The organism is Nocardia amikacinitolerans NBRC 108937 (assembly GCF_001612615.1).
GTDB lineage: Bacteria > Actinomycetota > Actinomycetes > Mycobacteriales > Mycobacteriaceae > Nocardia > Nocardia amikacinitolerans.
This window is the reverse complement of the sequence record NZ_BDAU01000002.1, coordinates 226,560-247,101: the sequence shown is the minus strand read 5'-3', so window position 1 is coordinate 247,101 and position 20,542 is coordinate 226,560. Positions and strand designations below refer to the sequence as shown.

General features: G+C 70.0%; 22 protein-coding genes and 1 pseudogene. 10 read left to right on the top strand and 13 right to left on the bottom strand.

Going from position 1 to position 20,542, the window contains the following annotated elements; genetic code table 11:
* Positions 1-1,011 (top strand): urocanate hydratase (gene hutU / locus NAM01S_RS03385; protein WP_067779086.1); only part of this gene is annotated, 1,011 nt, incomplete at its 5' end.
* 195 nt (positions 1,012-1,206) lie between these two features.
* Here hutU and NAM01S_RS03380 read toward each other — a convergent pair.
* From NAM01S_RS03380 to NAM01S_RS03365, 4 genes are all read right to left on the bottom strand, one after another.
* A complete protein-coding gene (locus NAM01S_RS03380; protein ID WP_067779083.1) occupies positions 1,207-2,319 on the bottom strand; it encodes a PQQ-dependent sugar dehydrogenase in 1,113 nt (370 codons plus the stop codon).
* Positions 2,320-2,396: 77 nt separating this feature from the next.
* Positions 2,397-3,248: a helix-turn-helix domain-containing protein gene (locus tag NAM01S_RS03375; RefSeq protein ID WP_067778967.1), complete on the bottom strand. Its 852-nt coding sequence runs from the start codon at positions 3,246-3,248 to the stop codon at positions 2,397-2,399.
* Positions 3,245-3,763 (bottom strand): DUF6879 family protein, encoded by a 519-nt coding sequence (locus NAM01S_RS03370; protein WP_253798151.1) that lies wholly within the window; start codon positions 3,761-3,763, stop codon positions 3,245-3,247. Before NAM01S_RS03370 ends, NAM01S_RS03375 begins: the two co-directional genes overlap by 4 nt.
* Complete coding sequence (locus NAM01S_RS03365; protein ID WP_245909793.1) at positions 3,741-4,019, bottom strand: hypothetical protein; 279 nt, start codon at positions 4,017-4,019, stop codon at positions 3,741-3,743. Before NAM01S_RS03365 ends, NAM01S_RS03370 begins: the two co-directional genes overlap by 23 nt.
* 284 nt (positions 4,020-4,303) lie before the next feature.
* Here NAM01S_RS03365 and NAM01S_RS03360 point away from each other — a divergent pair, with 284 nt between their 5' ends.
* Positions 4,304-4,573 (top strand): hypothetical protein, encoded by a 270-nt coding sequence (locus tag NAM01S_RS03360; RefSeq protein ID WP_067778961.1) that lies wholly within the window; start codon positions 4,304-4,306, stop codon positions 4,571-4,573.
* A 27-nt stretch (positions 4,574-4,600) separates the two neighbouring features.
* Here NAM01S_RS03360 and NAM01S_RS03355 read toward each other — a convergent pair whose 3' ends face one another.
* Entirely contained in the window at positions 4,601-5,524 is a 924-nt protein-coding gene (locus tag NAM01S_RS03355; RefSeq protein ID WP_253798149.1) for a DUF5995 family protein, read from the bottom strand.
* 266 nt (positions 5,525-5,790) lie between these two features.
* Positions 5,791-7,608 (bottom strand): serine/threonine protein kinase, encoded by a 1,818-nt coding sequence (locus NAM01S_RS03350; RefSeq protein ID WP_253798146.1) that lies wholly within the window; start codon positions 7,606-7,608, stop codon positions 5,791-5,793.
* A 170-nt stretch (positions 7,609-7,778) separates the two neighbouring features.
* Between NAM01S_RS03350 and NAM01S_RS03345 the strand changes: the two genes are divergently transcribed.
* Positions 7,779-8,261 carry a gluconokinase gene (locus NAM01S_RS03345; RefSeq protein ID WP_067778959.1) on the top strand — a complete coding sequence of 161 codons (483 nt, stop codon included), beginning with the start codon at positions 7,779-7,781 and terminating at the stop codon, positions 8,259-8,261.
* Here the strand turns inward: NAM01S_RS03345 and NAM01S_RS03340 are convergent.
* Both NAM01S_RS03340 and NAM01S_RS03335 read right to left on the bottom strand, forming a co-directional pair.
* Positions 8,258-9,052: a M50 family metallopeptidase gene (locus NAM01S_RS03340; RefSeq protein ID WP_067778956.1), complete on the bottom strand. Its 795-nt coding sequence runs from the start codon at positions 9,050-9,052 to the stop codon at positions 8,258-8,260. The two genes, NAM01S_RS03345 and NAM01S_RS03340, sit on opposite strands and share 4 nt — an antisense overlap.
* Before the next feature lie 58 nt (positions 9,053-9,110).
* Positions 9,111-10,160: a Gfo/Idh/MocA family oxidoreductase gene (locus NAM01S_RS03335; RefSeq protein ID WP_067778953.1), complete on the bottom strand. Its 1,050-nt coding sequence runs from the start codon at positions 10,158-10,160 to the stop codon at positions 9,111-9,113.
* 172 nt (positions 10,161-10,332) lie between these two features.
* On the opposite strand from NAM01S_RS03335, the gene yczE reads away from it, so the two are divergent.
* From yczE to NAM01S_RS03320, 3 genes are all read left to right on the top strand, one after another.
* Positions 10,333-10,977: a membrane protein YczE gene (yczE, locus tag NAM01S_RS03330; RefSeq protein WP_067778950.1), complete on the top strand. Its 645-nt coding sequence runs from the start codon at positions 10,333-10,335 to the stop codon at positions 10,975-10,977.
* Between the two features lie 74 nt (positions 10,978-11,051).
* Entirely contained in the window at positions 11,052-11,999 is a 948-nt protein-coding gene (locus tag NAM01S_RS03325) for a GlxA family transcriptional regulator (protein WP_067778947.1), read from the top strand.
* A 63-nt stretch (positions 12,000-12,062) separates the two neighbouring features.
* Entirely contained in the window at positions 12,063-12,797 is a 735-nt protein-coding gene (locus tag NAM01S_RS03320; protein WP_067778944.1) for an HD domain-containing protein, read from the top strand.
* Between the two features lie 96 nt (positions 12,798-12,893).
* Here the strand turns inward: NAM01S_RS03320 and NAM01S_RS03315 are convergent, their stop codons facing one another.
* The 4 genes from NAM01S_RS03315 to NAM01S_RS03300 all read right to left on the bottom strand — a co-directional run bounded on the left by NAM01S_RS03315 (position 12,894) and on the right by NAM01S_RS03300 (position 16,779).
* Positions 12,894-13,646, bottom strand: a complete 753-nt coding sequence (locus tag NAM01S_RS03315) for a siderophore-interacting protein (RefSeq protein WP_067778941.1) — start codon at positions 13,644-13,646, stop codon at positions 12,894-12,896.
* A gap of 205 nt (positions 13,647-13,851) precedes the next feature.
* Positions 13,852-14,844, bottom strand: a complete 993-nt coding sequence (locus NAM01S_RS03310; RefSeq protein WP_067778939.1) for an LLM class flavin-dependent oxidoreductase — start codon at positions 14,842-14,844, stop codon at positions 13,852-13,854.
* A 65-nt stretch (positions 14,845-14,909) separates the two neighbouring features.
* Positions 14,910-16,094 carry a serine hydrolase domain-containing protein gene (locus NAM01S_RS03305; RefSeq protein ID WP_067778936.1) on the bottom strand — a complete coding sequence of 395 codons (1,185 nt, stop codon included), beginning with the start codon at positions 16,092-16,094 and terminating at the stop codon, positions 14,910-14,912.
* Positions 16,087-16,779 carry a TetR/AcrR family transcriptional regulator gene (locus NAM01S_RS03300; RefSeq protein ID WP_157107576.1) on the bottom strand — a complete coding sequence of 231 codons (693 nt, stop codon included), beginning with the start codon at positions 16,777-16,779 and terminating at the stop codon, positions 16,087-16,089. The genes NAM01S_RS03305 and NAM01S_RS03300 overlap by 8 nt, the downstream gene beginning before the upstream one ends.
* A 138-nt stretch (positions 16,780-16,917) precedes the next feature.
* On the opposite strand from NAM01S_RS03300, the pseudogene proY reads away from it, so the two are divergent.
* The 3 genes and pseudogenes from proY to NAM01S_RS03285 all read left to right on the top strand — a co-directional run.
* Positions 16,918-17,340 (top strand): annotated as a pseudogene (proY, locus tag NAM01S_RS03295) (proline-specific permease ProY); the annotation flags it as partial.
* A gap of 120 nt (positions 17,341-17,460) precedes the next feature.
* Positions 17,461-17,670 carry a hypothetical protein gene (locus tag NAM01S_RS03290; protein ID WP_067778924.1) on the top strand — a complete coding sequence of 70 codons (210 nt, stop codon included), beginning with the start codon at positions 17,461-17,463 and terminating at the stop codon, positions 17,668-17,670.
* Positions 17,667-18,425, top strand: coding sequence for a hypothetical protein (locus NAM01S_RS03285; RefSeq protein ID WP_067778921.1), 759 nt, complete (start codon positions 17,667-17,669; stop codon positions 18,423-18,425). The genes NAM01S_RS03290 and NAM01S_RS03285 overlap by 4 nt, the downstream gene beginning before the upstream one ends.
* Positions 18,426-18,434: 9 nt before the next feature.
* Here the strand turns inward: NAM01S_RS03285 and NAM01S_RS03280 are convergent, their stop codons facing one another.
* A complete protein-coding gene (locus NAM01S_RS03280; protein WP_067778919.1) occupies positions 18,435-19,850 on the bottom strand; it encodes an MDR family MFS transporter in 1,416 nt (471 codons plus the stop codon).
* Between the two features lie 178 nt (positions 19,851-20,028).
* On the opposite strand from NAM01S_RS03280, the gene NAM01S_RS03275 reads away from it, so the two are divergent.
* Positions 20,029-20,331, top strand: coding sequence for a hypothetical protein (locus tag NAM01S_RS03275; protein ID WP_067778916.1), 303 nt, complete (start codon positions 20,029-20,031; stop codon positions 20,329-20,331).
* The last annotated feature ends 211 nt before the right edge of the window (positions 20,332-20,542 follow it).

Sequence of the window (20,542 nt, the reverse complement as noted above, 5' to 3'; positions counted from 1 at the left end):
GCGATCCGGCGGGTGACAGCGGCGCGGTCGCAGCGAAAGGCCTTGTCGGTCGGGCTGATCGGAAACGCGGCGGAGGTGCTGCCGCGACTGGCCGCGGCGGATCTGCCCGCGGACATTGTCACCGACCAGACCTCGGCGCACGATCCGCTGTCCTACCTGCCCCGCGGTGTCGAGCTGGCCGACTGGCCCGGGTACGCGGCTCGCAAGCCAGACGAATTCACCGAGCGCGCAAGGGAATCCATGGCCGAACACGTGGACGCCATGGTCGGTTTCCTCGACCGCGGCGCGGAGGTCTTCGACTACGGCAACTCACTGCGCGGCGAGGCGCTGCTCGGTGGCTGCGCCAGGGCTTTCGACTACCCGGGTTTCGTGCCCGCCTACATTCGGCCGCTCTTCTGCGCGGGCAAGGGGCCGTTCCGTTGGGCCGCGCTCTCCGGCGATCCCGCCGACATCGCCGCCACCGATCGCGCGATCCTGGAGTTGTTCCCGCACAACGAATCCCTGCGCCGGTGGATCGGCATGGCCGGTGAACGCGTCGCGTTCCAAGGGCTGCCCGCGCGGATCTGCTGGCTCGGCTACGGCGAACGGCACCGTGCGGGTTCGCTGTTCAACGAGATGGTGGCCGCCGGTGAGTTGCGCGCGCCGATCGTGATCGGGCGCGATCATCTCGATGCGGGCAGCGTCGCCTCGCCCTATCGCGAAACCGAGGCGATGGCCGACGGTTCCGACGCCATCGCCGACTGGCCGCTGCTGAACGCGCTGGTGAACACCGCGTCCGGAGCCAGCTGGGTGTCCATCCACCACGGCGGCGGCGTCGGGATCGGCCGGTCGATCCACGCCGGGCAGGTGTGCGTCGCGGACGGCACCGAACTGGCCGGGCAGAAGCTCGAGCGGGTGCTCACGAACGATCCGGCGATGGGTGTGCTGCGGCATGTGGACGCCGGGTACGAGCGGGCTCGGTCGGTGGCGGACGCGGAGGGTTTGCGAATTCCGCTGCCGGGCAACGACTAGCGGCGACCGGTTACCCAGGGCGCGAGGTGAAGCTGGGCGGCGGGGGACCGGGCGATGCGGTCACCATCCTGGCTTGCGACGGCAGCGACTTCGGGTACGCGGCGGGCCGTCCGGCGGATGGGGCGGGCCGCGAATTCGCTGCCGGACAACTGAGCGGAGTGCGGGCTGGCGGCTCGAGGGCCGCCGCTGTGCAGTTCAACGGGCGGGGAACCGGAGGATGCGGTCGTCACCCTGCCGTACGTCACCGCGACCGTCGGTGTTCGAGGTGGTCATCCACAGCGCGCCGTCCGCGGCGACCTCGACGGTGCGCAGGCGGCCGTAGCGCTCCTCGAACATCGCGCGCGGCTCGCCGACCGCGCCGTTCACCAGCGGTACGGTCCACAGTCTTTCGCCGCGGAGCGCGGCGGCGTAGAGGGTGTCGCCCGCGATCGCGATACCGGACGGGGACGCCTCCGCCGTGGTCCAGGTGACGACGGGATCGACGTAGCCGCGGCCGGCGCCGCCACCGCCCTCCACCGCGGGCCAGCCGTAGTTGCGGTTCGGTTCGACGAGGTTGATCTCGTCCAAGCGGTTCTGGCCGAACTCGGCGGCGAACAACCGTCCCGCACGATCCCAGGCGAGGCCCTGCACGTTGCGGTGGCCGAGGCTGTAGACCGGCGAGCCCGGATTCGGATTGCCCGGCGCCGGTTCGCCTTCGGGCGTCAACCGCAGGATCTTGCCGTTCGGCGAGGCCGGATCCTGCGACAGCGCGCTGCGCCCCGCGTCGCCGGTCCCGACATACAGCATGCCGTCGGGGCCGAACGCGATCCGTCCACCATTGTGGTTGCCCGCCTTCGCGATTCCGTCGAAGACGACCTCCGGTGCGCCGTCGAGCCGGAAGCGCACGATCCGGTTGTCCGCTTCGGCGGTGAAGTAGGCGTAGACATGACCGTCCTCGGCGTATCGCGGCGAGACCGCGAGGCCGAGCAGACCGCCCTCCCCGCGTGCGACGACGCCGGGCACCGTGTACACCGCTTCCGGCGCCCGGCCGGGGACCACCCGCACGATCTTCGCGGTGTCGCGCTCGGCGACCAGTGCGGCGCCATCCGGCAGAAACGCCAGCCCCCACGGCACCTCGATCCCCTGCGCCACTTCCTCGGGGGCGGCGAGATCGGGCACCCCCGACGGACTGCTCGCCACGGTGGTCGTCACGACCGGCGAAGACTCCCGCTCGGTGTCGGAGCGCTCCCCGCCGCACCCGCTCACCGCCGCCAGGGCGAGCAACGCAGCACAAATCGCCGCCCGTCGATTCGTTCGCACAGGTCCCATCGCTCGTTGCTCCCTGTCCGCCCGGTCGCCGTGATCATCGACCACGACCAACCGAATCGAGTCTATTCACCTCGACCCTACTTCGCCTCGGGCCTGGCCTGTCGCCTTTCCAAGGCGGCGGAGATCAGCCGCCGCGCCCCGTCGCCGGTCACCGACAGGGCGGCCAGCTCGCCGAACATCCGGCCGTAGATCGCGACCTCACGCGGTGGCGTGATCGTCAACTCGGCGGTAACGGACTCCACCAACACCATCCGCTCGTCGAACATGACGAAATTCGTGACCTGCATGGGCAATTCCGCGTCGGCCGGGATGACGCCGAGCAGCACCCGAGGCAGGCCGATGATCGCGAGGAGCCGGTCCAGCTGGCCGATCATCACCGAATCGTCACCGACCGTGGTCGACAAGGCTTGCTCGGCGACGAGGATGTGGAACCGTCGGCTTCCCTTGTAGAGGAGTTGCTGTCGCTCGAGGCGTTTGGCGACACCCGCGTCGAGATCATCCGGTACCCGGAAGAAGTCGATGTACTTGCGTAATACCTGTTCGGCGTACTCCGCGGTCTGCAAGATGCCGGGAACGATGTTCGGCTGAAAGATTCGCAAGATCTCCGACTCCTCGGCCATCTTCACCGCGGCGTGCTGTCGCCGCCTGGTTCCCGCACCGAGGATCTTGCGCCACTCGAGGTAGGCGACGTCGATGTCGTGCAGGGTGGCCAACAGATCCGGCAATTGTTCATCGGCGTCGCAGTGTCGGCAATATGCGCGGATGTCCTCGTCGGACGGGTTGATTCGACCGAACTCGATCTTCGACACCTTGGACTCGTGCCAGCCGGAGAGTTGCGCGAGGTGCCGGTTGGTGAGCCCCGCCTTACGGCGAAGCTCCCGAAGCCGTGCCCCGAGAGCTTCCCGCGCGTCGTGAACGCTGTTGGTCACCGGTTGGCATACTCCGCGTACGGAATCGCTGACGCCCACAGTCGCTGTCGCACACTTCGGCAGTACTCGACGATCCGCGGATCGGTGGTTTCGCCGAGACCGGCCGGCGCCCCTGCCGCATCCGTCAGGTTGTAGACAACGCGTTCGTCATCCATCAGCCACCAGTCGTCCGGCGGCACCTCTCCGGCGAGGTGCCGGGGGAGGTAGCGAATGTCCTCTCCCGCAGCGACATTGTGGACCGTCACCGACAACAGCCAACGCTGATAGTCCGAATGCGGGACGGTGACCACTCGCACCCGGCTCACCGAGACGCCACGACCGGTCGTCTCCCGCATCAGGTCCTGCCACGGAGTACGCGTGTCCAGCGGAGGCTCACCCGCGAGGAACCGGCGCAACCGCTCGGACTCGTTGGGCACCGCGTACGAGTCCCGGACCTCTAGATGGAACGCGTCCCGCTCCAGCTCGCGGAACAGCTTCTGCCACAGCTCCGGTTCATCCTTGGGCCGCAGTCGCACCGTAGAACGTCCTTCCCAGCTTGGGCACCTCGATGGCCGTCTCGTCCTCGGCGAGGACGAGTTGAGCCAACGTCTCGGGTTCCGTGACCGGCCGGCCGGACAGGATGAACGTGCCGCGCCCGGTGTCGGTCATCGTCGCACCGATGAACGTGTCCGGCTGCGCGAATCCCGTCAACAGGTGCGGGATTTCGACGGTGCCCGCCCGGCTCGTCTGCCATCCCTGTACGAGGTAGGACTCTTGGTCCGTCGCGAACAAAGTCGGACAACCCCCGCTGTCCGATCCGCCTTTGCCGAGGAACTCCAGGCGCATTTGTGTCGACCCCCTGCCGAGTTGTGTGCACGAGTCTTCCCGTGCGTGGTTCACGATCCATCAACCGGAGCGCTCTGTCCAGCGAAAAGCGGATCCATGCAAACTGGTGCACACTTCTGGTCTTTCGGCCCGCACGGTGCCTAACGTCCCTGTGTAAGCACCCGGCGCCGGGTGAGATGCCCCGGCGCCGGGTGCTGCCAGCCAAGTAGCCCGGTGGTCGAGGAGGACTCATGCGCAGCTATCTGGTCAAGGTGCACTGCTGCGGCGTTCGCTGGATCGTGCATGTTCCCGCCTTGGACCGCTGGACCTTGGTGGCGGAGAAGTCCGCCATCAAGCAGACTGCGCGCCAGATGGTTTCGGCCCTGACCGGGGCCGCACCCGAGTCGTTCGAACTGGATCTCACCGAGGGACGCGCGCTGTCGCATGCCGACGAGTTCGCCTCCGATCCGGGTGCGCTTCGGCGCTGGGAGCCCGTGTCGGTCAGGGCTCCGTCGCAGTAATCGGCGGGCTCCCGCGACACCTTCGGGTCAGAGGCCGCCGAGGGCCGCGAGGACTTCGAAAGCGGTGTCGGCGGTGCGCCAGAGGAGATCCATTTCGGCGCGGACGGTGGGGGCGAGGGCGGGGTCTTGGAGGGAGAGGCCGTTGCCGAAGATGACCACGTTGGCGCCGGCGTCGGCGAGGCGGAGCAGGGGAACCGTGGCTACGCCCGCGCCGAGCACGGCGTCGAGACCTTCGCCGAGGAAGTAGAAGCGCCAGAGGGGGCCGAGGTCGCCGCCGTAGGTCGCCTTGGTGGCGTCGACGATGAGGAAGCCGTTGCTCGCGATCGCGTCGACGATGCGGAAGTAGTCGGGCGCGTTGGCGATGGTGCCGCGCACCGCCGCTACGGAGAGGGAGAGGTCGATGGTGAGGTGGGCGTTGTAGCCCGCCATCGCCACCCGGGCCGCGGACAGGTGGCACTGCTTGGTCAGCGCGAAGTAGTGCGCCCACTGGGGTTCGGCAGCGGCGCCGGTGAATTCGGCGTGCACGGCGCGCAGGAAGCGGGACAGCAGGTCGAGGCTGATATGGTGCGCCCACTCGCGATCGTCGAAGGCGGCGGGGTCGCGTTGCAGCGGCATCACCGCGGACCGCTCGACGATGTCGAGTCCCAGCGCGAGCAGTCCGCGCCGGTCCCGGTGCTCGACGAGGATCTCGGCAATGCGCTGATGGTTGTCGACCGCCTGTTCCAGCCGTTGCAGGGACGTGCCGGTCAGCGCGCTCGTGTCGGAGAGCTCGATGATGGTGTCGATCGCGGCGGCGGACAGCGGTGTGCCGCAGGCGGTGTCGAGTGTGAAGGCGCGCGCGGCGGGCGGTGCGGTCATGCCCGCCACCAACGCGGCGACGAGGGCGAGCGCGAACACCAAGGCGCGCAGGGGAACACTCCGGTCCACGAGACGCGTGCTCGGCGCATTCATCCATGCCTCCGTCGGTGCTGGGTCGAGCGTCGGTACTGGTTGTTCGTCGGTGTCGGGTCGTTGGTCGTGCCGATGCTCGTCCGTGCGTCCGTGCGTCCGTGCGTCCGTGCGTCCGTGCGTCCGTGCGTCCGTGCGTCCGTGCGTCCGTGCGTCCGTGCGGGTCGAAAGACCAAGCACCCGTGCGCAATCGATCGTTTACGCGGTCGATCGGGAGAAGCGCCGGGTGGAGCGGGCCAAGCCTAACCGAAACAGCCCGCCGGAGCGGGTCAGCCCTTGTGCAGCGTGCCCGCGATGGTTCCGCCGAATACACCTGGCGTGCTGTAGGACAGGGAACCGTCCGCTTGCAACCGCACCGTCGAGGTGGAGCCGCCGTCGGCGCAGTCGGTCGGGCTGTCGGCGCTGAGCCGCGCGATGAACGTGAGCTGATTCTCGGTGGCGGCGGTGAGTCGCTCGATCCGCCCGCAGCGCTGCCGGGACACCTTGCCGGTGTTCGCCGAGGTGGCTACCTCTTCGCCGACTTTCCCTTCCCGGACGGTCAATTCGATGTCGAACGTCACCAGGCCGTCCGCGCCGGTGCCGCGCCAAGTGCCGACGAAAGCCTTGGGCACATTCGACACGGAGGCAACCGCCTCGGTGGAACCGCCCGCGACGGTGGATGTCCCGCCACCGCCCGTGCCGGAGGCTCCGCGCAGCTGACTGCCGATGACGAACGCGCCGATCGCGACCACCACGCACACCACCAACAGTCCGGCGAGCAGCGGTCCACGGCGGCGAACTCGCCCGCCCGCCGAATTCGCTACCGCGTAAAGCCGGTCGGGAGCGCCGTTCTGCCCGGTAGTGGGCCCCGGCCGCGACGCGGCGTGCTGCCACGCTTGGTGCGACCCCGCGTGGGCCGCTGGGATATTCGGTGCGCTGTGCGCAGACGGTGCGGCCGTCGGCCGAGCCGGGGACGAATCCATGGGTTGCCACTGCGGCGCAGGCGTTTCCGGATGCTGCCACCGCGCGGGAGCTGCCGACGACCCACCGGAGGGTGTAAAGCCTTGCTGCCGAGGCGTACTCGTGTCAGCGTGTCCGGCGCGGGTTGGATACCCAGGCGGAGGCGTGACCGGATGCCCGCCCTCGAGCGACCGCGCCGTCCGCGACCACCCGTCCAACTCCACCGGCCCGGAATCCAAATCGAGCAACCGCACCGCGCGCACACTCACCTCCTCCAGCACCGGAGGAGGCAACCATCCGGCCCGCTCCGGCACACCGAGCGCGGCCAACTCGTCAAGCAGCTGCCGCGGTGTCGGCCGAGCGACGGGATCTTTCGCGAGGCAGGACGCGACGAGCGGGCGTAGCCGATCGGGCACGGCGTCCAACTGCGGATCCTCGTACACGATGCGCCACAGCATGTGCATCGTCTCGCCCCTACCGAACGGCCCGTGTCCTGCGGCCGCGAACGCCAGCACGCCGCCGAGCGCGAAGACGTCGCTCGCCGGACCGACCGTTTCGCTGGTCACCTGCTCCGGACACATGAAACCCGGTGAGCCGATGACCTTTCCGGTAGTGGTGAGCGCGGTGTCCTCGACGGCGCGCGCGATGCCGAAATCGATCACCTTCGGTCCGTCCACGGCGAGCAGCACGTTGGACGGCTTCAGATCGCGGTGCACCACCCCGGCCTCGTGCACCGCGATCAGCGCTTCGGCCAGGCCGCGGGCGAGCACCAGCAGGGTGGGCTCGGTGAAAGTGCCGAACCGTTCCACCGCCTCCGACAGCGCGAACCCCGCGACGTAGCCGGTCGCCAGCCATGGCGGGTCGGCGTCGACGTCGGCGTCGAGCACCGGTGCGGTGAATCGTCCGCCGACGCGGCGCGCCGCCGCGACCTCGCGCCGGAACCTGGTGCGGAATTCGTTGCCGCCCGCCAGATCCGGTCGGATCACTTTTACCGCGACGGTGCGTCCGCCCGCGTTGCGCCCGAGATAGACCCGACCCATTCCGCCAGCGCCGAGCACGCCGAGAAGCCGGTAGTCGCCGATCCGTCGCGGATCGTCCATGCCGAGCGGTTGCATCGCGAAGTCGGTTCCCTTCGAATGGTCGAACATCGAAAGGCTACCGACCGCCACCCGGCGAAACCGAACGGTGCGGCGACCGCGGGTGCGCGCCTCGGACCGCGGACGCCGCGAGTGGCCGATGCCGCTAGGGTCGGCTGCGAGCCGCCGCGTCGTCGAGGAGGACATCCGTGACCGAAGCCCGAGCCCCGCGCGTCGTCGTCATGGGCGTCTCCGGATCCGGCAAGTCGACCGTCGGGGACCGGCTCGCGCGCGCGTTGCGGGTCGAGTTCGCCGAGGGCGACGACTTCCACCCGCCCGCCAATGTCGCCAAGATGAGGGCGGGCGAACCGCTCACCGACGCCGACCGCGCGCCGTGGCTGGACCGCATCGCCGCCTGGCTGGCTGCGCAGTCGGTCCGGGGCGGCGTCGTCAGCTGCTCGGCACTGAAGCGCGGCTATCGGGATCGGTTGCGGGCGGCCGCACCTGACGTTCTGTTCCTGCACCTGACGGCGACCCGCGACGAGCTGGCCCGGCGGATGTCCACGCGCCGCGACCATTTCATGCCGCCGAGCCTGCTCGACTCCCAGCTCGCCGCGTTGGAACCGCTCGGCAGCGACGAGCGCGGCATCGTCGTCGACGCCACCCGCCCGCCCGCGGACCTGGTCCGGGAGACGATCGCCGTCCTGGACAGCTGCCCCTCCTAGCGCACGCCGGGCGGCGCACACTCGCCCGACACCACCGGAAGACAGACCCCCGTCGCGTCCGACAGCATCAGCCCGCCGCCAACGACAAGCGCGGCGATCGCGACCGCCGCGAAGAACAGCACCCACAGCAGCCCGGGAAGGTGGGTCAGCCGGGCCAGCTGATCGGCATCGGAGTCGACGTTGCCCGGCTGTCGCCAGCGGTGCACCCGCCCGCGCTGCATCTCGATGACCGGACGCAGACCGGCGAGCAGCAGGAACCACGCGGCGAGATAGGCGAACGCGGCCTGCGTCGTATCGGTGCCGAACCACGACACCGCGAACACCGTCGCGCCCAGCGCGAAGACGGTGAAAAGCCCGTAGATGTTGCGGACCTTGATCAGCACGGCGGCCAGCAGCGCGATGGACGTCCACAGCATCAGTGTGATGCGCTCCGCGCCGAGCAGCGCCGCGAAACCCAATCCGAGCAGCGGCGGCGCGGGATAGCCCGCCATGGCGGTGAGAATCATGCCGGGGCCGTAGGGTTTTCCGCTGGAGACGGTCAGTCCCGAGGTGTCGGAATGCAGCGTGATGCTGTTGAGCCTGCGGCCGGTGAGCAGCGCGCTCAACGCGTGCCCGCCCTCGTGCGCGATGGTGACCACGTTGCGGGTGATCCGCCACAGCGGGCCGTAGCCGACGAGCACCAGCGCCGCCACCCCCGTGAGGACTACCAATTGCCAAGGCGGTGGGGTCTGCGTGGTGGTGAGTCGATCCGCGATGGAGGCGCCGCGGTCGACCAGTTCGGCGGTGTTCACCGCCGCACCCTATCGGTCGCGCGCCGGAACCGCACCGGGGACGAATCCCCTGCGGACTTCAGACGAGTTGCGCGGTCCCGGACTCGGCCGATCGGCGCGCCGCCGCGAGCACCCGAAGCGCCGCGACGGCGTCGCGGGGGTCGACCGGGACCGGCGTTCCGTCCAGGATCGCGGCGGCCATCTCGGCGTAGAAGGCCGGGTAGTCGCCCGGCAGCGTCGGATGCGGCGCGAGATCCGGTTCGGCGCCGAGCGATCCCCACCGCTCGGGTTCGACCGTCCCCCAGTCGTCTTCGCGCGGGTCGCGGCCGGCGCGCAACGCGTCTTCCTGCGGGTCGAGACCGTAGGTGACGTATCCGGCGTCGGCGCCGAGTACCCGGAAGCGCGGACCGAGTTGCGGCGCAACCGCGCTCATCCACAGGTGCGAGCGGACACCGTTCTCGTGGGTCAGTGCGAGGAAGACGTCGTCGTCGGTCTGGATGCCGGGACGTCGACGGTCCAGCTCGCCGTACACCGAGTGGACCGGGCCGAACAGCGTCAGCGCCTGGTCGACCAGGTGACTGCCGAGATCGAAGAGCAGTCCCGCGCCGTCGGCGGCGCTGCCGACCTCCCGCCAGCCGCCCTTCGACACCGGACGCCATCGCTCGAACCGGGACTCGAAGCGCCGCACCGCGCCGAGCCCGCCGCCCTCGACCAGCTCGCGGACGGTCCGGAAATCACCGTCCCAGCGCCGATTCTGGAAGACCGACAGCGCGACGCCCGCCCGTTCGGCGTGCGCCACCACCTCCTCGGCCTCGCCGACGGTGACCGCGAACGGCTTGTCCACCACCACCGGAATCCCCGCGTCCAACGCTCGCGCGGCCAGCGGCGCGTGGGTGCGGTTGGGCGTCGCGACGACCACCAGGTCGATGCCGCGGATGTCCTCGAACAGCGTGTCGACGTCGGGAAAGACCCGCACCCCGTCGTGCGCGCGACGGGCCTGCTCGGCGCGCTCCGCCGACCCGGTGACCACCGCCGCCACCCGCATCCGCGGTTCCGCGGCGATCAGCGGCGCGTGGAACACCGCACCGGCCAGGCCATATCCGACGACTGCCACCTCCAGGCTGCTCATCCTCCCGACGCTACCGCCCGACGTTGGCCCACCCGCGCGGGTGTGAAGTGCATCCCGTGTGGCGCACGGTTCTGTTCCGGGAACCGGTGGACTGGTTGCGCGCGCCGCGCAGTGGGCCAGTTGTTGGCGACTGGCTCTGTTGTGCCAGGCCAGTGGTCGTCATGCTTGGCCAATGCTTCTTCGGCGGTTGGTCGCGCTCTACAGCGGATTGTGGATGTACGGGTTCTCCATGGCGGTGATGGTGCGCGCCGGGCTCGGGCTCGACCCGTGGGACGTCTTCCACCAGGGCGTCGCCCATCACGTGCCGCTGAGCTTCGGCGCGGTGACCGCGGTGACCGGAGCGGTGGTTCTGCTCGCCTGGATTCCGTTGCGGCAGCGGCCCGGACTCGGCACGGTCAGCAATATCGTGGTGATCGGGTTGTCGGTGGACGTCGGCCTGTGGCTGCTGCCCACCTGGGATTCGCTGCCGGTACGCGTCGCCGCGATGCTCGCGGCCGTCGTGCTCAACGCCGCCGCCACCGTCCTCTACATCGGCGCGGGCATGGGGCCCGGTCCGCGCGATGGCCTGATGACTGGCCTGGTCCGCCGCACCGGCTGGTCCGTCCGAGCGATCCGCACAACCATCGAGGTGACGGTCCTGGCCACCGGCTGGCTGCTCGGCGGCAGCGTCGGTATCGGCACCCTCGTCTACGCCTTCGGCATCGGCCCGCTGATCCAGCTCATGATCCCCGCCGTCGACCGCCACCTCCCTGGCTTCCACAACGTCGACCGCCCCGCGCCGAGCCCGACGGGCGAACCCGCCGCCGTAGATCGCTGAGCGGTTCGGTCTAGGTCCGGATCCGAGGGTTACGTGTCCTTGTGGACACGCACGCCCCCGCCCAGACTGGCTGTATGGAACAGGACCGGGGCGATGTGGTGGTGGCGATCGCGGAGGGCGTGCTGCTGCTCGACGTCGCCGGACCGGTGCAGGTTCTGCACTGGGCGGGTCATCGCGTCCGGTTCGCCTCGCCGGATGGCGCGCCGGTGCGCACCGACGTGGGTGCGCCGCTCGGCGTGGAGGGCTGCATCGATGAACTCGCCCCGCGCGCCGACACCCTGCTCGTGCCGGGCTACGCGGTCGGTGCTCCGCTGCCCGCGGACCTGGTTCGATCGGTCGGCGCCGCCGCGAGGAGCGCGCGCCGCGTGGCGTCGGTCTGCACCGGCGCTTTCGTGCTCGCCGAGGCGGGCCTGCTGGACGGACGGCGGGCGACCACGCACTGGCTGGCGTGTGACGAACTGGCGCAACGGTTTCCGCGCGTCGCCGTGCGGCCGGACGCGATCTACGTGCGCGACGGCCGGATCGTCACCTCCGCGGGCGTGAGCGCGGGCATCGACATGGCGCTGGCACTGGTCGAGGACGATCACGGGCCCGAGGCTGCGCGCTCGATCGCCAAACATCTCGTGGTCTTCCTGCGCCGCCCTGGCGGCCAGTCGCAGTTCAGCCTGCACACCGGCATCGCGACACCGCGGGCCGGCGGCCTGCGCGCGGCGGTGGATTCCGTCGTCGCCGACCCCTCGGCCGACCACAGCCTGGCGGCACTCGCCGCGCGCGCCGCGGTGAGCGAACGTCACCTGACCAGGTTGTTCCGCAAGGAAATCGGCATGACCCCCGCCCAGTACGTGGAGCGGGCGCGGATCGAGACCGCCCAGCGCCTGCTGGAGGCGGGTGACGATGGCGTGGCGACTGTCGCGCGCCGCAGCGGACTCGGCTCGGAGGAGACCATGCGCCGCACCTTCCTCAAACGACTCGGCGTCACGCCGACCGACTACCGCAACAGATTCCGCGCGGCAACGCGCTGAATTCCCATCCGCGCGCCGTATTCCGCGGCGCGACGGCGTATTTCACCGAACGAGGGGAGACCCATGTCCATGTCACGTCGCACCGCCCTCGGCGCCGGGTTGGCGGGTGCCGCGTTCGCGTGGTCCGCCGATCACGCGCTCGCGCAACAGGACCCGCTCGCACTGCCCACGACACCGTTGGCGAGCCGTGCCACCGAACTGATCGACCGCGAGCTGGCGCCGCACCTGCGCAACCACAGCGTGCGCGGCTTCCTGTTCGCCAGGGCCGTCGCCGCCGAGCACGGCCTCGCGCCCGGATCCGGCTACGACGACGAGCTGATGTATCTGATCTGCGCGCTGCACGACATCGGCCTCGGCGAGATCGCCAACGGCGACCAGCGTTTCGAGGTCGACGGCGCGGACTACGCCGCCCGCTTCCTGGAGGACAACGGCGTCACCGACGACCGGGTCGACGTCGTCTGGGACGCGATCGCCGCGCACACCACGGGTCTCAGCGATTCGCCCGTCTACCGCCGCAGGCGTCGGCCGGAGATCTGGATCGCGGTGCACGGCATCGGCCTCGACATCGGCGGCAGCCCGGCCGACCTGCCGCCCGGCTACGCCGATCTGGTGCACGCGCGCTATCCCCGGCTCGGTGGCAGCCGAGCACTCGCCGACTCCGTCGAAACACAGGCGCTCGCGAACCCGCGCAAGGCGCCGCCCGGCTCGCTCCCCGGCGAAATCCTCCGGCAGCGCCATCCGGAACTGCCCTACCTGACCTGGGACGCGATCCTCGCCATGAGCGGCTGGGGAGACTAGCGCCGTCTACCGCCATGTGTCGCGATCGCACCGGCAACCCGGCCAGGGCACGCACCCTGGTGAACTCGTCCTCGGAAACACGCTCGAGCGGCGCGCCTATCCGACCGTCTCCTTGGCGGCCAGATCCGCCTTCCACTCGCGGAAACCCTCCTCGGTGCGGCCGCGGCGCCAGTAGCCGGAGATCGACGCGGCCCACTCCGCGGGCACCTGCCGTTCTCTGCGGATGTAGCGGCGCAGGTCGTGCATCACCGCTTGCGCCTCGCCGTGGATGAACACCTGGACCCGGCCGTCCCGCCACGGCGTGGCCCGCACGGTCTCGGCGAGCAGTTCGCCCGCGGGCCGCGCGCCGCGGTGCAGCCAGGTGAGCTCGACGCCCGCGGGTTTGTCCAGCTTCAGCTCGTCGTCCGGTCCCGACACCTCGACGAAGGCGTAGCCGACGGCGTCGTCGGGCATGGCCTCCAGCGCGGCCGCGATCGCGGGCAGCGCCGCCTCGTCACCGGCGAGCAGGTGCCAGTCCGCGTCGGCGCGCGGTGAATACGCGCCACCCGGACCGTAGGCGTCGATGGTCTCGCCTGGCTGCACCGAGGCGGCCCATGGGCCCGCGATGCCCTCGGAACCGTGGAAGACGAAGTCCGCGACGAGCATTCCGGCCTCGACGTCCACCGAGCGGACGGTGTAGGTACGCAGCACCTCGATACCGTCGCGCGGGAAGATGAACTTGACGTAGGAGTCGGTGAACTCGCTGGGCTGGAACGCGGCGAAGCCCGGCCCACCGAAGTGGACGCGGACCAGGTGCGGGGTCAGCCATTCGGTGCGCAACACGGTGAGGGTAGTGCGGGGGCGTGCCAAGGTGACCTCCCGGAGAGTGGATGATTTAGGTATGCCTTACCAACCCTACCCCTCCTTCGGGCGTGCCGGGGTGCTGTTCGGCTCACCGTGAGGGTTACCGCAGACGGGCGGCCGGCCCGCCAACGCCTCGGCCCGGAGCCTGAACGGCCGCGACCGGCTGCGCGAGGCGCTGGCCGGTCACGGTTTCCCGTTGCACTGAAAGCTTTTACACCGCTGCGACTTTGGCGATCAGTTCGAAGGAGCGGGCCCGGTCCTCGATGTCGTAGACGAGGGTGTTGAGCATCAGCTCGTCGGCTTCGGTGCGCCGCAGCAGCTCGTCGAGCTGGCCGCGTACCGTCTCCGGCGAGCCCATCACCTGACCGGCGCGGCGCTGTGCGATGAAGTGGCGCTCCCGCTCCGAGGGCCGGAAGGCCGCGGCTTCCTCCGGCGTCGGCAACGCCCGCGGCCGCCCGGACATCAGTAGCAGGAAGGCGAGATCGCGCGGACGCGCCATGGCGTCGGCGCGTTCGTCCGTATCGGCGCAGATCGCCGAGAAGGCCACCATGGCGTACGGCTGCTCGAGATGCTCGGACGGCCGGAAGTTCTTGCGGTACAACTCGAGTGCGGCCTCGGTGTTGGTCGGGCTGATGTGGTGGGCGAAGGCGAAACGCACGCCGAGCACCGCCGCCACCTGCGCGCTGTACCCGCTGGAACCGAGCAGCCAGATCTCCGGTTCCGCACCGCGGCCGGGCGTCGCGATGATGCCGCCCGGTCCCGCGCCACGGAAGTACCGCAGCAGATCGGCCAGTTCGCTGGGGAACGATTCCGCCGACAGCCCCTCGCTGGTGCGCCGCAGAGCCAGCGCGGTGGCCTGGTCGGTGCCGGGCGCGCGGCCGATGCCGAGATCGATCCGGCCAGGATGCAGGGCGTCGAGGGTGCCGAACTGCTCGGCCACCACCAGTGGCGCGTGGTTGGGCAGCATGACACCGCCCGAACCCACCCGGATCGTCGTGGTCGCCGCCGCCAAGTGCGCGATGACCACGCTCGGGGACGAGCTCGCGATGCCAGGCATGTTGTGGTGCTCGGCCACCCAGAACCGTCGATAGCCCAACGCCTCGGTCCGCCGCGCCAGTTCCGTGGTGGCGGCGAGCGCCTCGCCGGGGCTCGCGCCGGTCTGCACGGGCGCGAGATCCAGGACGGACAGCGGGACGTCGATCATGCGGCTCCTCCGAAGTAGACGGCCACCTCCAGAACGTCCCGCGTCACCGACATATTTCCGGCGCGTCAGCCCGCGGCGGCGAGCGCGCGGAAGACCGCGATCGTCTCCGCTTCGTCCTGGGCGGTGCCGTGATCGCTGAGCTTGACGATCACGGTGCGGCTCGGCGGGTCGACGTAGATGTACTGGCCGTAGACGCCGATGGCCATGAGATCGGGTTCGGCTCCGGTCGGGTGCCACCATTGCGCGCCGTAACCCCAGTCGATGACGGGCAGCGGCGAGGGCTTGGAGAGCCGCTCGATCCACGCGGGCGGGATCACCTGGGTCGCGCCGACCCGGCCGCTGTCGAGCACCAGCTGACCGATCTTGGCGAAGTCGCGGGCGGTGGCGTTGAGGCAGCAGAACGCCTTCTCCTGCCCGCCCGCCCGATCGAGGTTCCACAGCGCGTCGTCCTCGGCGCCGATCGGAGCCCAGAGCTGTTGGGCGAGAAGCTCTCCGAGCGGCTTGCCTTCGACCTCGGCCAGCGCCATGCCGAGCAGCTGGGTGTCCACGCTGCGGTAATCGCCGCGGCTGCCCGGCGCGAACCGCAGGTCGCGGTGGTCGCGGACGAAACCGGCGAGATCCTCGGTGAGATACATGCGTGCCGTGCCGGTGAACGGCCAGTACGGGTTGTAGTTCTCGGAAACGTCCACGCCGGACGCCATGTCCAGCAGCTGACGGATGGTGATGGTGTCGTAGTCGGTGCCGTTGGCGAGCTCGGGCAGGATGTCGACGAGCCGGTCGTCCTCGCGCAGCTTGCCCGCCTCGACGGCGCGGCCGATCAACAGGGACACCACGGATTTCGCCACCGACCAGGAGGACTGCTTGGTGGTCGGCCCGACGCCAGAGCGGTACCACTCGGTGGTCAGCTTGCCGTCGCGCACCACGAGGAACGAGTTGGTGCCGGTGGCGGCGAGGAATTCCGGGACCGGAACGCGAGAACCCTTCCACGGCACCGTGTCCGGCAGCGGCGACGGTGCGGCGGGGAAGGGGCGCGGGGTCGGCGCGGCCGGTACGATCCTGCTCTCGAACAGGCCGCCCTGCGTGGAAGGGGCGTCGCTCAGCAGCTGCGCGAGCGTGGTCGGTCCCGGAATGCGCAGCAGCGGCGTGGCGGCGAAGGCGGCGCCGATCACCACGGCCACGATCACACCGAGGGCCAAGACGATCCGCGGCGCGTAACGGCGGAGCCGGGAGGGGGTGGGCTGGTCAGTCATGAAAATCGTTCCGCTCGTTGGTGTTCGACAGGGTGCGCGCGTCGACCGCGGTCCAGAAGGCCTCGATCATGGTGTCCAGCACCGCGTCCGGCCCGACGGCCGCCAGTCGAGCGGAGTATTCGGCGATACCGGGATACTGCTCGGCATCGGCGGCGAAATACTCACGCGTCCAAGCCCTTTCATCGGCCTCGCGGACCTTCTGCGGCAACACCGCGTAGCCCGCGCTGACGCCGGCGTAGGACAGGACGCTCACGGCGAGCATGCGCTGGTAGCGGACCACGTCGTCGGGGGAGAGGCCGAGCTTGGCCAAGGCGGTGAGCATCATGTCGACCACCGCGAACTCGCCGGGCCCTCTCGTCGTGCGGGAGGCGATCGCCGAGCCGACGTACGGGTGACCCACGAAGACCCGCACGACCGCCCTGGCCAGCGCCTCCAGCCGAGCCTTCGGCTCCAGCCCGGCGGGCACCTGTTCGTAGGCGAGGGTCAGCAGCCGGTCGCCGACGGCGCGCAGCAGCGCGTCCTTGTCCGTGAAGTGCCGCCACACGGCGGAGCGGTCGACGCCGAGTTCCTCGCCGAGCGCGCGGCCGGTGAGCCCGTCGGGACGACCGCGCGCCGCGATCCGCACCGCCGCTTCCACGATGCGATCCCTGGTCAGCCGGGGCGGTCGAGCGCTCTTGTCCGGCATGTGCACCCTCTCGTCACCGCTGTTGTCATCATTGATGACATCGATGGTGACATAGAATGGGCCCCCGGGCAACAGCCACTTCGCGTAGACCGTGTCCGTCACCGGCTCGGCGCCCGCCGGTACCGTGACGTGCTGATCTTCCCCGCGGGCAAGAGCCCGTTCGTCGAGGTGTTCGAGCAGATCGGCATCCCGGCCGCCGCGGGCATCATCAACTTCGTGCTGCTGACCGCGGCGCTCTCGTCGTGCAATTCCGGGATCTACTCCACCGGCCGCATGCTGCGCAGCCTGTCGCTGCGTCAGGAGGCGCCCGCCCGGTTCAGCGAGCTGAGCGGCCGGTCGGTGCCCGCCAGCGACTACCGCCTGCCCGGTGCGCCGGTGACCTCGATCGTTGCGCTCGCCTTCCTCGGTCTCGTGGTCGTGCTGCTGTTCTGGACCGAGAGCGGCCGCACCGCGATCGTCGTCGGCGCGGTGTGGGCGGTGCTGGTGTGCGGTGGCTACCTCGTGATGGAGAAGTTCGGCGGCGGTGCGCGCGAGAAGGAAGCGGTCTCCGTCGGGGAGTAGGCCTCGGCCGTCCGGAAACGATCGCCCCGCGCCCGCCCCGCGCGGGGCGATCCGTATTTCGGGACCTGTTCGCTACCGTTGACCAAAGGTCTCGATTCCGTCCGACGCACGGAGGTAGCGATGGCGCAGAAGACGCTGGCCGAACTGATAGACGGCGATCTTCCGCCTGCCATCGCGGCGCTGCCGCCGGACCGTCTGGCGGCGCTGGCCGAGACCGTCGAGCGCGCGGAGCACAAGGAGTTCTACGACCTTCAGGCGGCGGCGAACTCCCTGCTCGATCTGGTGCCGAAGATGCTGCGCGGCGCGGTGAAGAAGGCGGTGCGGATGTGACCGCCCCGGCCACCGATCCGCAGCTGATCAAGCTGGCAAGGACATTGCGCGTCCCGGTGGACGAGCTCGGCTATCTGGCCGAGGTGCCCGACACGGATCTGCGCCTGTTCCGTATGCAGGTCGCCGACATGCTCTTCGACCACCAGTCTTTCGGGCTGCGGCGAATCGCGGGCGCCGCCAAGATCATTCCGACGCCCATCCTCGCCAAGCTGGTCGGCCACCACCACAACGCGCTGCTCGCCGCCAAGATGTCGGCGGTGCTCGACCCAGGACACGCGGTGGAGGTGGCCAAACGCCTGCCCGCCGAATTCCTCGCCGACATCGCCGCCCAGCTCGACGCCCGCCGCGCGGCGACCATCATCGCCGGACTGCCTCCGGCCACGGTCGCGGAGGTGGCCGAGCTGCTCGCCGAGCGCGCCGACTGGATCACCCTCGGCGATCTGATGGCCTCGGTTTCCGACGACGCGGCGCGCGTCACCGCGGCGCGACTGGACGGACTCGCGCTGACCCGCACCGCGTTCCTGGTCGACGAAGTCACGCAGCTCGAACGCTTCGTCGGCCTCGTGCCGGAACCGAAGCTCGCGGACATGTTGCGCGCCACCGCCGACCACGACCTGTGGGCCGAGTTTCACAGCACTCTGTCCGCGCTTTCCTCGGACGCCGTCGAATCCGTCAGGGCGGCGGCCGCCGGTCTGCCCGCCGCCCAGCGCGACCGCGCTCTTGCCGAGATCGAAGGTCGCCGCGCCGCGGAGTGAGCGCAGGACTCAGATCGTGCCGTCGGCGCGGCGGCTCGGCATCACGGCCGAGGCCACCAGCATGACCGCCGCCATCACCGCGACGGTCACGAAGACCAGATGCACCGCCGAGGCCAGCACATGCGGTGCGGGATGGTCGGTCTCGCCGACACGGGAGTTGACGATCGCGCCGAACACCGCGACGCCGACGGCGCTGCCGATCGAGCGGGCGAACATGTTGGCCGAGGTCACCACCCCGCGCTCGGACCATTCCGCGCTGGTCTGCGCGGCGATCAGGGTCGGCGTCGCGACCAGGCCCATGCCGATGCCGATGACGAAACAGGACGCGGCGATCTGCCACAGCGTCGAGTGCTCATCGATGAGCAGGGTTGACGCGGCGCCTAGCGTCGCGAGCCCGCTGCCGATCAGCGCGCTGCCGCGAAAACCGATGCGCAGATAGACCTTTCCGGCCTGGGAGGCGGCCAGCGGCCAGCCGAGGGTGAGCGCGCCGACGGTGAGCCCGGCGACCAGCGCGCCGGTGCCGAGCACGCCCTGGGTGAACGTCGGCACATACGAGGTCAGGCCGAGCAGCACCGCGCCGATCAGCACCGAAACCAGGCTGCTCGCCACCACCACCCGGCGGGTGAACACCCACAGCGGCAGAATCGGATTCGCCGCCCGCCGCTCCACGAGCGCGAACAGGACGAGTACCAGCCCGCCGCCCGCGAAGATGCCGATGCTCGCGGGCGAAGACCACGCCCACGCCTGCCCGCCCTCGAGCAGGCCGAGGATGATCGCCCCCGCGCCGAGCGTCAGCAGGCCAGCGCCCAGATAGTCGATGTCCTGGCTGCGCCGCATCGAGTCCTCGCGGAAACTGCGCACCAGCATCCAGGCCGCGACCGCCGAGAGCGGCAGGTTGATCAGGAAGATCCAGCGCCAGCTGACGAAATCGGCGAACACGCCGCCCAGCAGCGGACCCGCGACCGAGGACATCGCCCACACGCTGGCCAGATAGCCCTGGACCCTGGCCCGCTCGGTCAGCGTGTACAGGTCGCCCGCGATCACCATGGTCATCGGCTGGATGGCGCCCGCGCCGATGCCCTGCACCGCGCGGAAGACGATCAGCGCGACCATGCTGCCCGCGAGCCCGCACAGCAGCGAACCCAGCGCGAACACCGCGATGCCGAACAGGATGACCGGCTTGCGTCCGACCGTGTCGGCGAGTTTGCCGTAGATCGGCACCGTCACCGCCTGCGCGAGCAGATAGATCGAGAACAGCCAAGGGAACTGGGCGAACCCGCCGAGGCTGTCGGTGATGGACAGGACCGCGGTGGCGATGATGGTCGAATCGAGGGCGACGAGCCCGGTCGCCAGCATCAGCGAGCCGAGAATCGCTCCGCGTTCGGACCGGAGCCCGATGGACGACTGCGTGGTCTCGGTCGCCACCGGCGGCCCCTTTCGTTCGTTCGACTAACCACCTTCAACGAACGTATCGCCACCTCGACTATTCCCGCATGGAATCTTCTCGGTCCTCGGGACGTCACCGGACCGCGTTCTCACTAGGCTGGCCTGGGCGCTCGGCTTTCGCGCCCGGGCGATCGGACCACGGAACGAAGGGGCGGCAATGTCACTGCTGGAACAGCTCGGCGCGACGCAATCGGGCGACGCGAGTGCCCTCGTCTACGGAACCCCGCAGGAGACTCCCGACGGGTCGGTCATCGTCACCGTCGCGCGGGTCGGCGGCATTCTGCGGTCGGCCGCGCGACCGGTCGGGGTGTATGTCGTGAAGGACGGGCAGGCCACCTGGACACCCGCCGTCGACGCCAATCGGATCGCGCTGTTCGGCCAGACGATCGGCCTCGTGTCGGCGACGCTCGCGCTGCTCGCCATCGTGCGGCGCCCGCCGTGGCCGGACCTGTCCCGCTGAGATCCGCTTAGGAAAAAGCCCAGGTCGGCGGTCGTGGAAAGCGTTCCGTCCGTGCGGCATCCGACCCGCCGCGCCGTTGATTGCAAGACAGACCGCCGATCTCGGGGCGAGTCGTGCGACTATTGGACGAAGGTCGCGAACCGGGCGGGCGCACATCATCGGCGATGGACATACCCGCACGGCACGGCCAGGCGGTGCCGCCGGTGTTTCG

Coding starts and splice junctions, on each gene's coding strand:
- NAM01S_RS03380 (WP_067779083.1), bottom strand. CDS start 2,319: ATGGGACCTGTGCGAACGAATCGACGGGCGGCGATTTGTGCTGCGTTG.
- NAM01S_RS03360 (WP_067778961.1), top strand. CDS start 4,304: ATGCGCAGCTATCTGGTCAAGGTGCACTGCTGCGGCGTTCGCTGGATC.
- NAM01S_RS03355 (WP_253798149.1), bottom strand. CDS start 5,524: ATGAATGCGCCGAGCACGCGTCTCGTGGACCGGAGTGTTCCCCTGCGC.
- NAM01S_RS03350 (WP_253798146.1), bottom strand. CDS start 7,608: ATGTTCGACCATTCGAAGGGAACCGACTTCGCGATGCAACCGCTCGGC.
- NAM01S_RS03345 (WP_067778959.1), top strand. CDS start 7,779: ATGGGCGTCTCCGGATCCGGCAAGTCGACCGTCGGGGACCGGCTCGCG.
- NAM01S_RS03335 (WP_067778953.1), bottom strand. CDS start 10,160: ATGAGCAGCCTGGAGGTGGCAGTCGTCGGATATGGCCTGGCCGGTGCG.
- yczE (WP_067778950.1), top strand. CDS start 10,333: ATGCTTCTTCGGCGGTTGGTCGCGCTCTACAGCGGATTGTGGATGTAC.
- NAM01S_RS03325 (WP_067778947.1), top strand. CDS start 11,052: ATGGAACAGGACCGGGGCGATGTGGTGGTGGCGATCGCGGAGGGCGTG.
- NAM01S_RS03320 (WP_067778944.1), top strand. CDS start 12,063: ATGTCCATGTCACGTCGCACCGCCCTCGGCGCCGGGTTGGCGGGTGCC.
- NAM01S_RS03310 (WP_067778939.1), bottom strand. CDS start 14,844: ATGATCGACGTCCCGCTGTCCGTCCTGGATCTCGCGCCCGTGCAGACC.
- NAM01S_RS03305 (WP_067778936.1), bottom strand. CDS start 16,094: ATGACTGACCAGCCCACCCCCTCCCGGCTCCGCCGTTACGCGCCGCGG.
- NAM01S_RS03300 (WP_157107576.1), bottom strand. CDS start 16,779: ATGCCGGACAAGAGCGCTCGACCGCCCCGGCTGACCAGGGATCGCATC.
- NAM01S_RS03290 (WP_067778924.1), top strand. CDS start 17,461: ATGGCGCAGAAGACGCTGGCCGAACTGATAGACGGCGATCTTCCGCCT.
- NAM01S_RS03275 (WP_067778916.1), top strand. CDS start 20,029: ATGTCACTGCTGGAACAGCTCGGCGCGACGCAATCGGGCGACGCGAGT.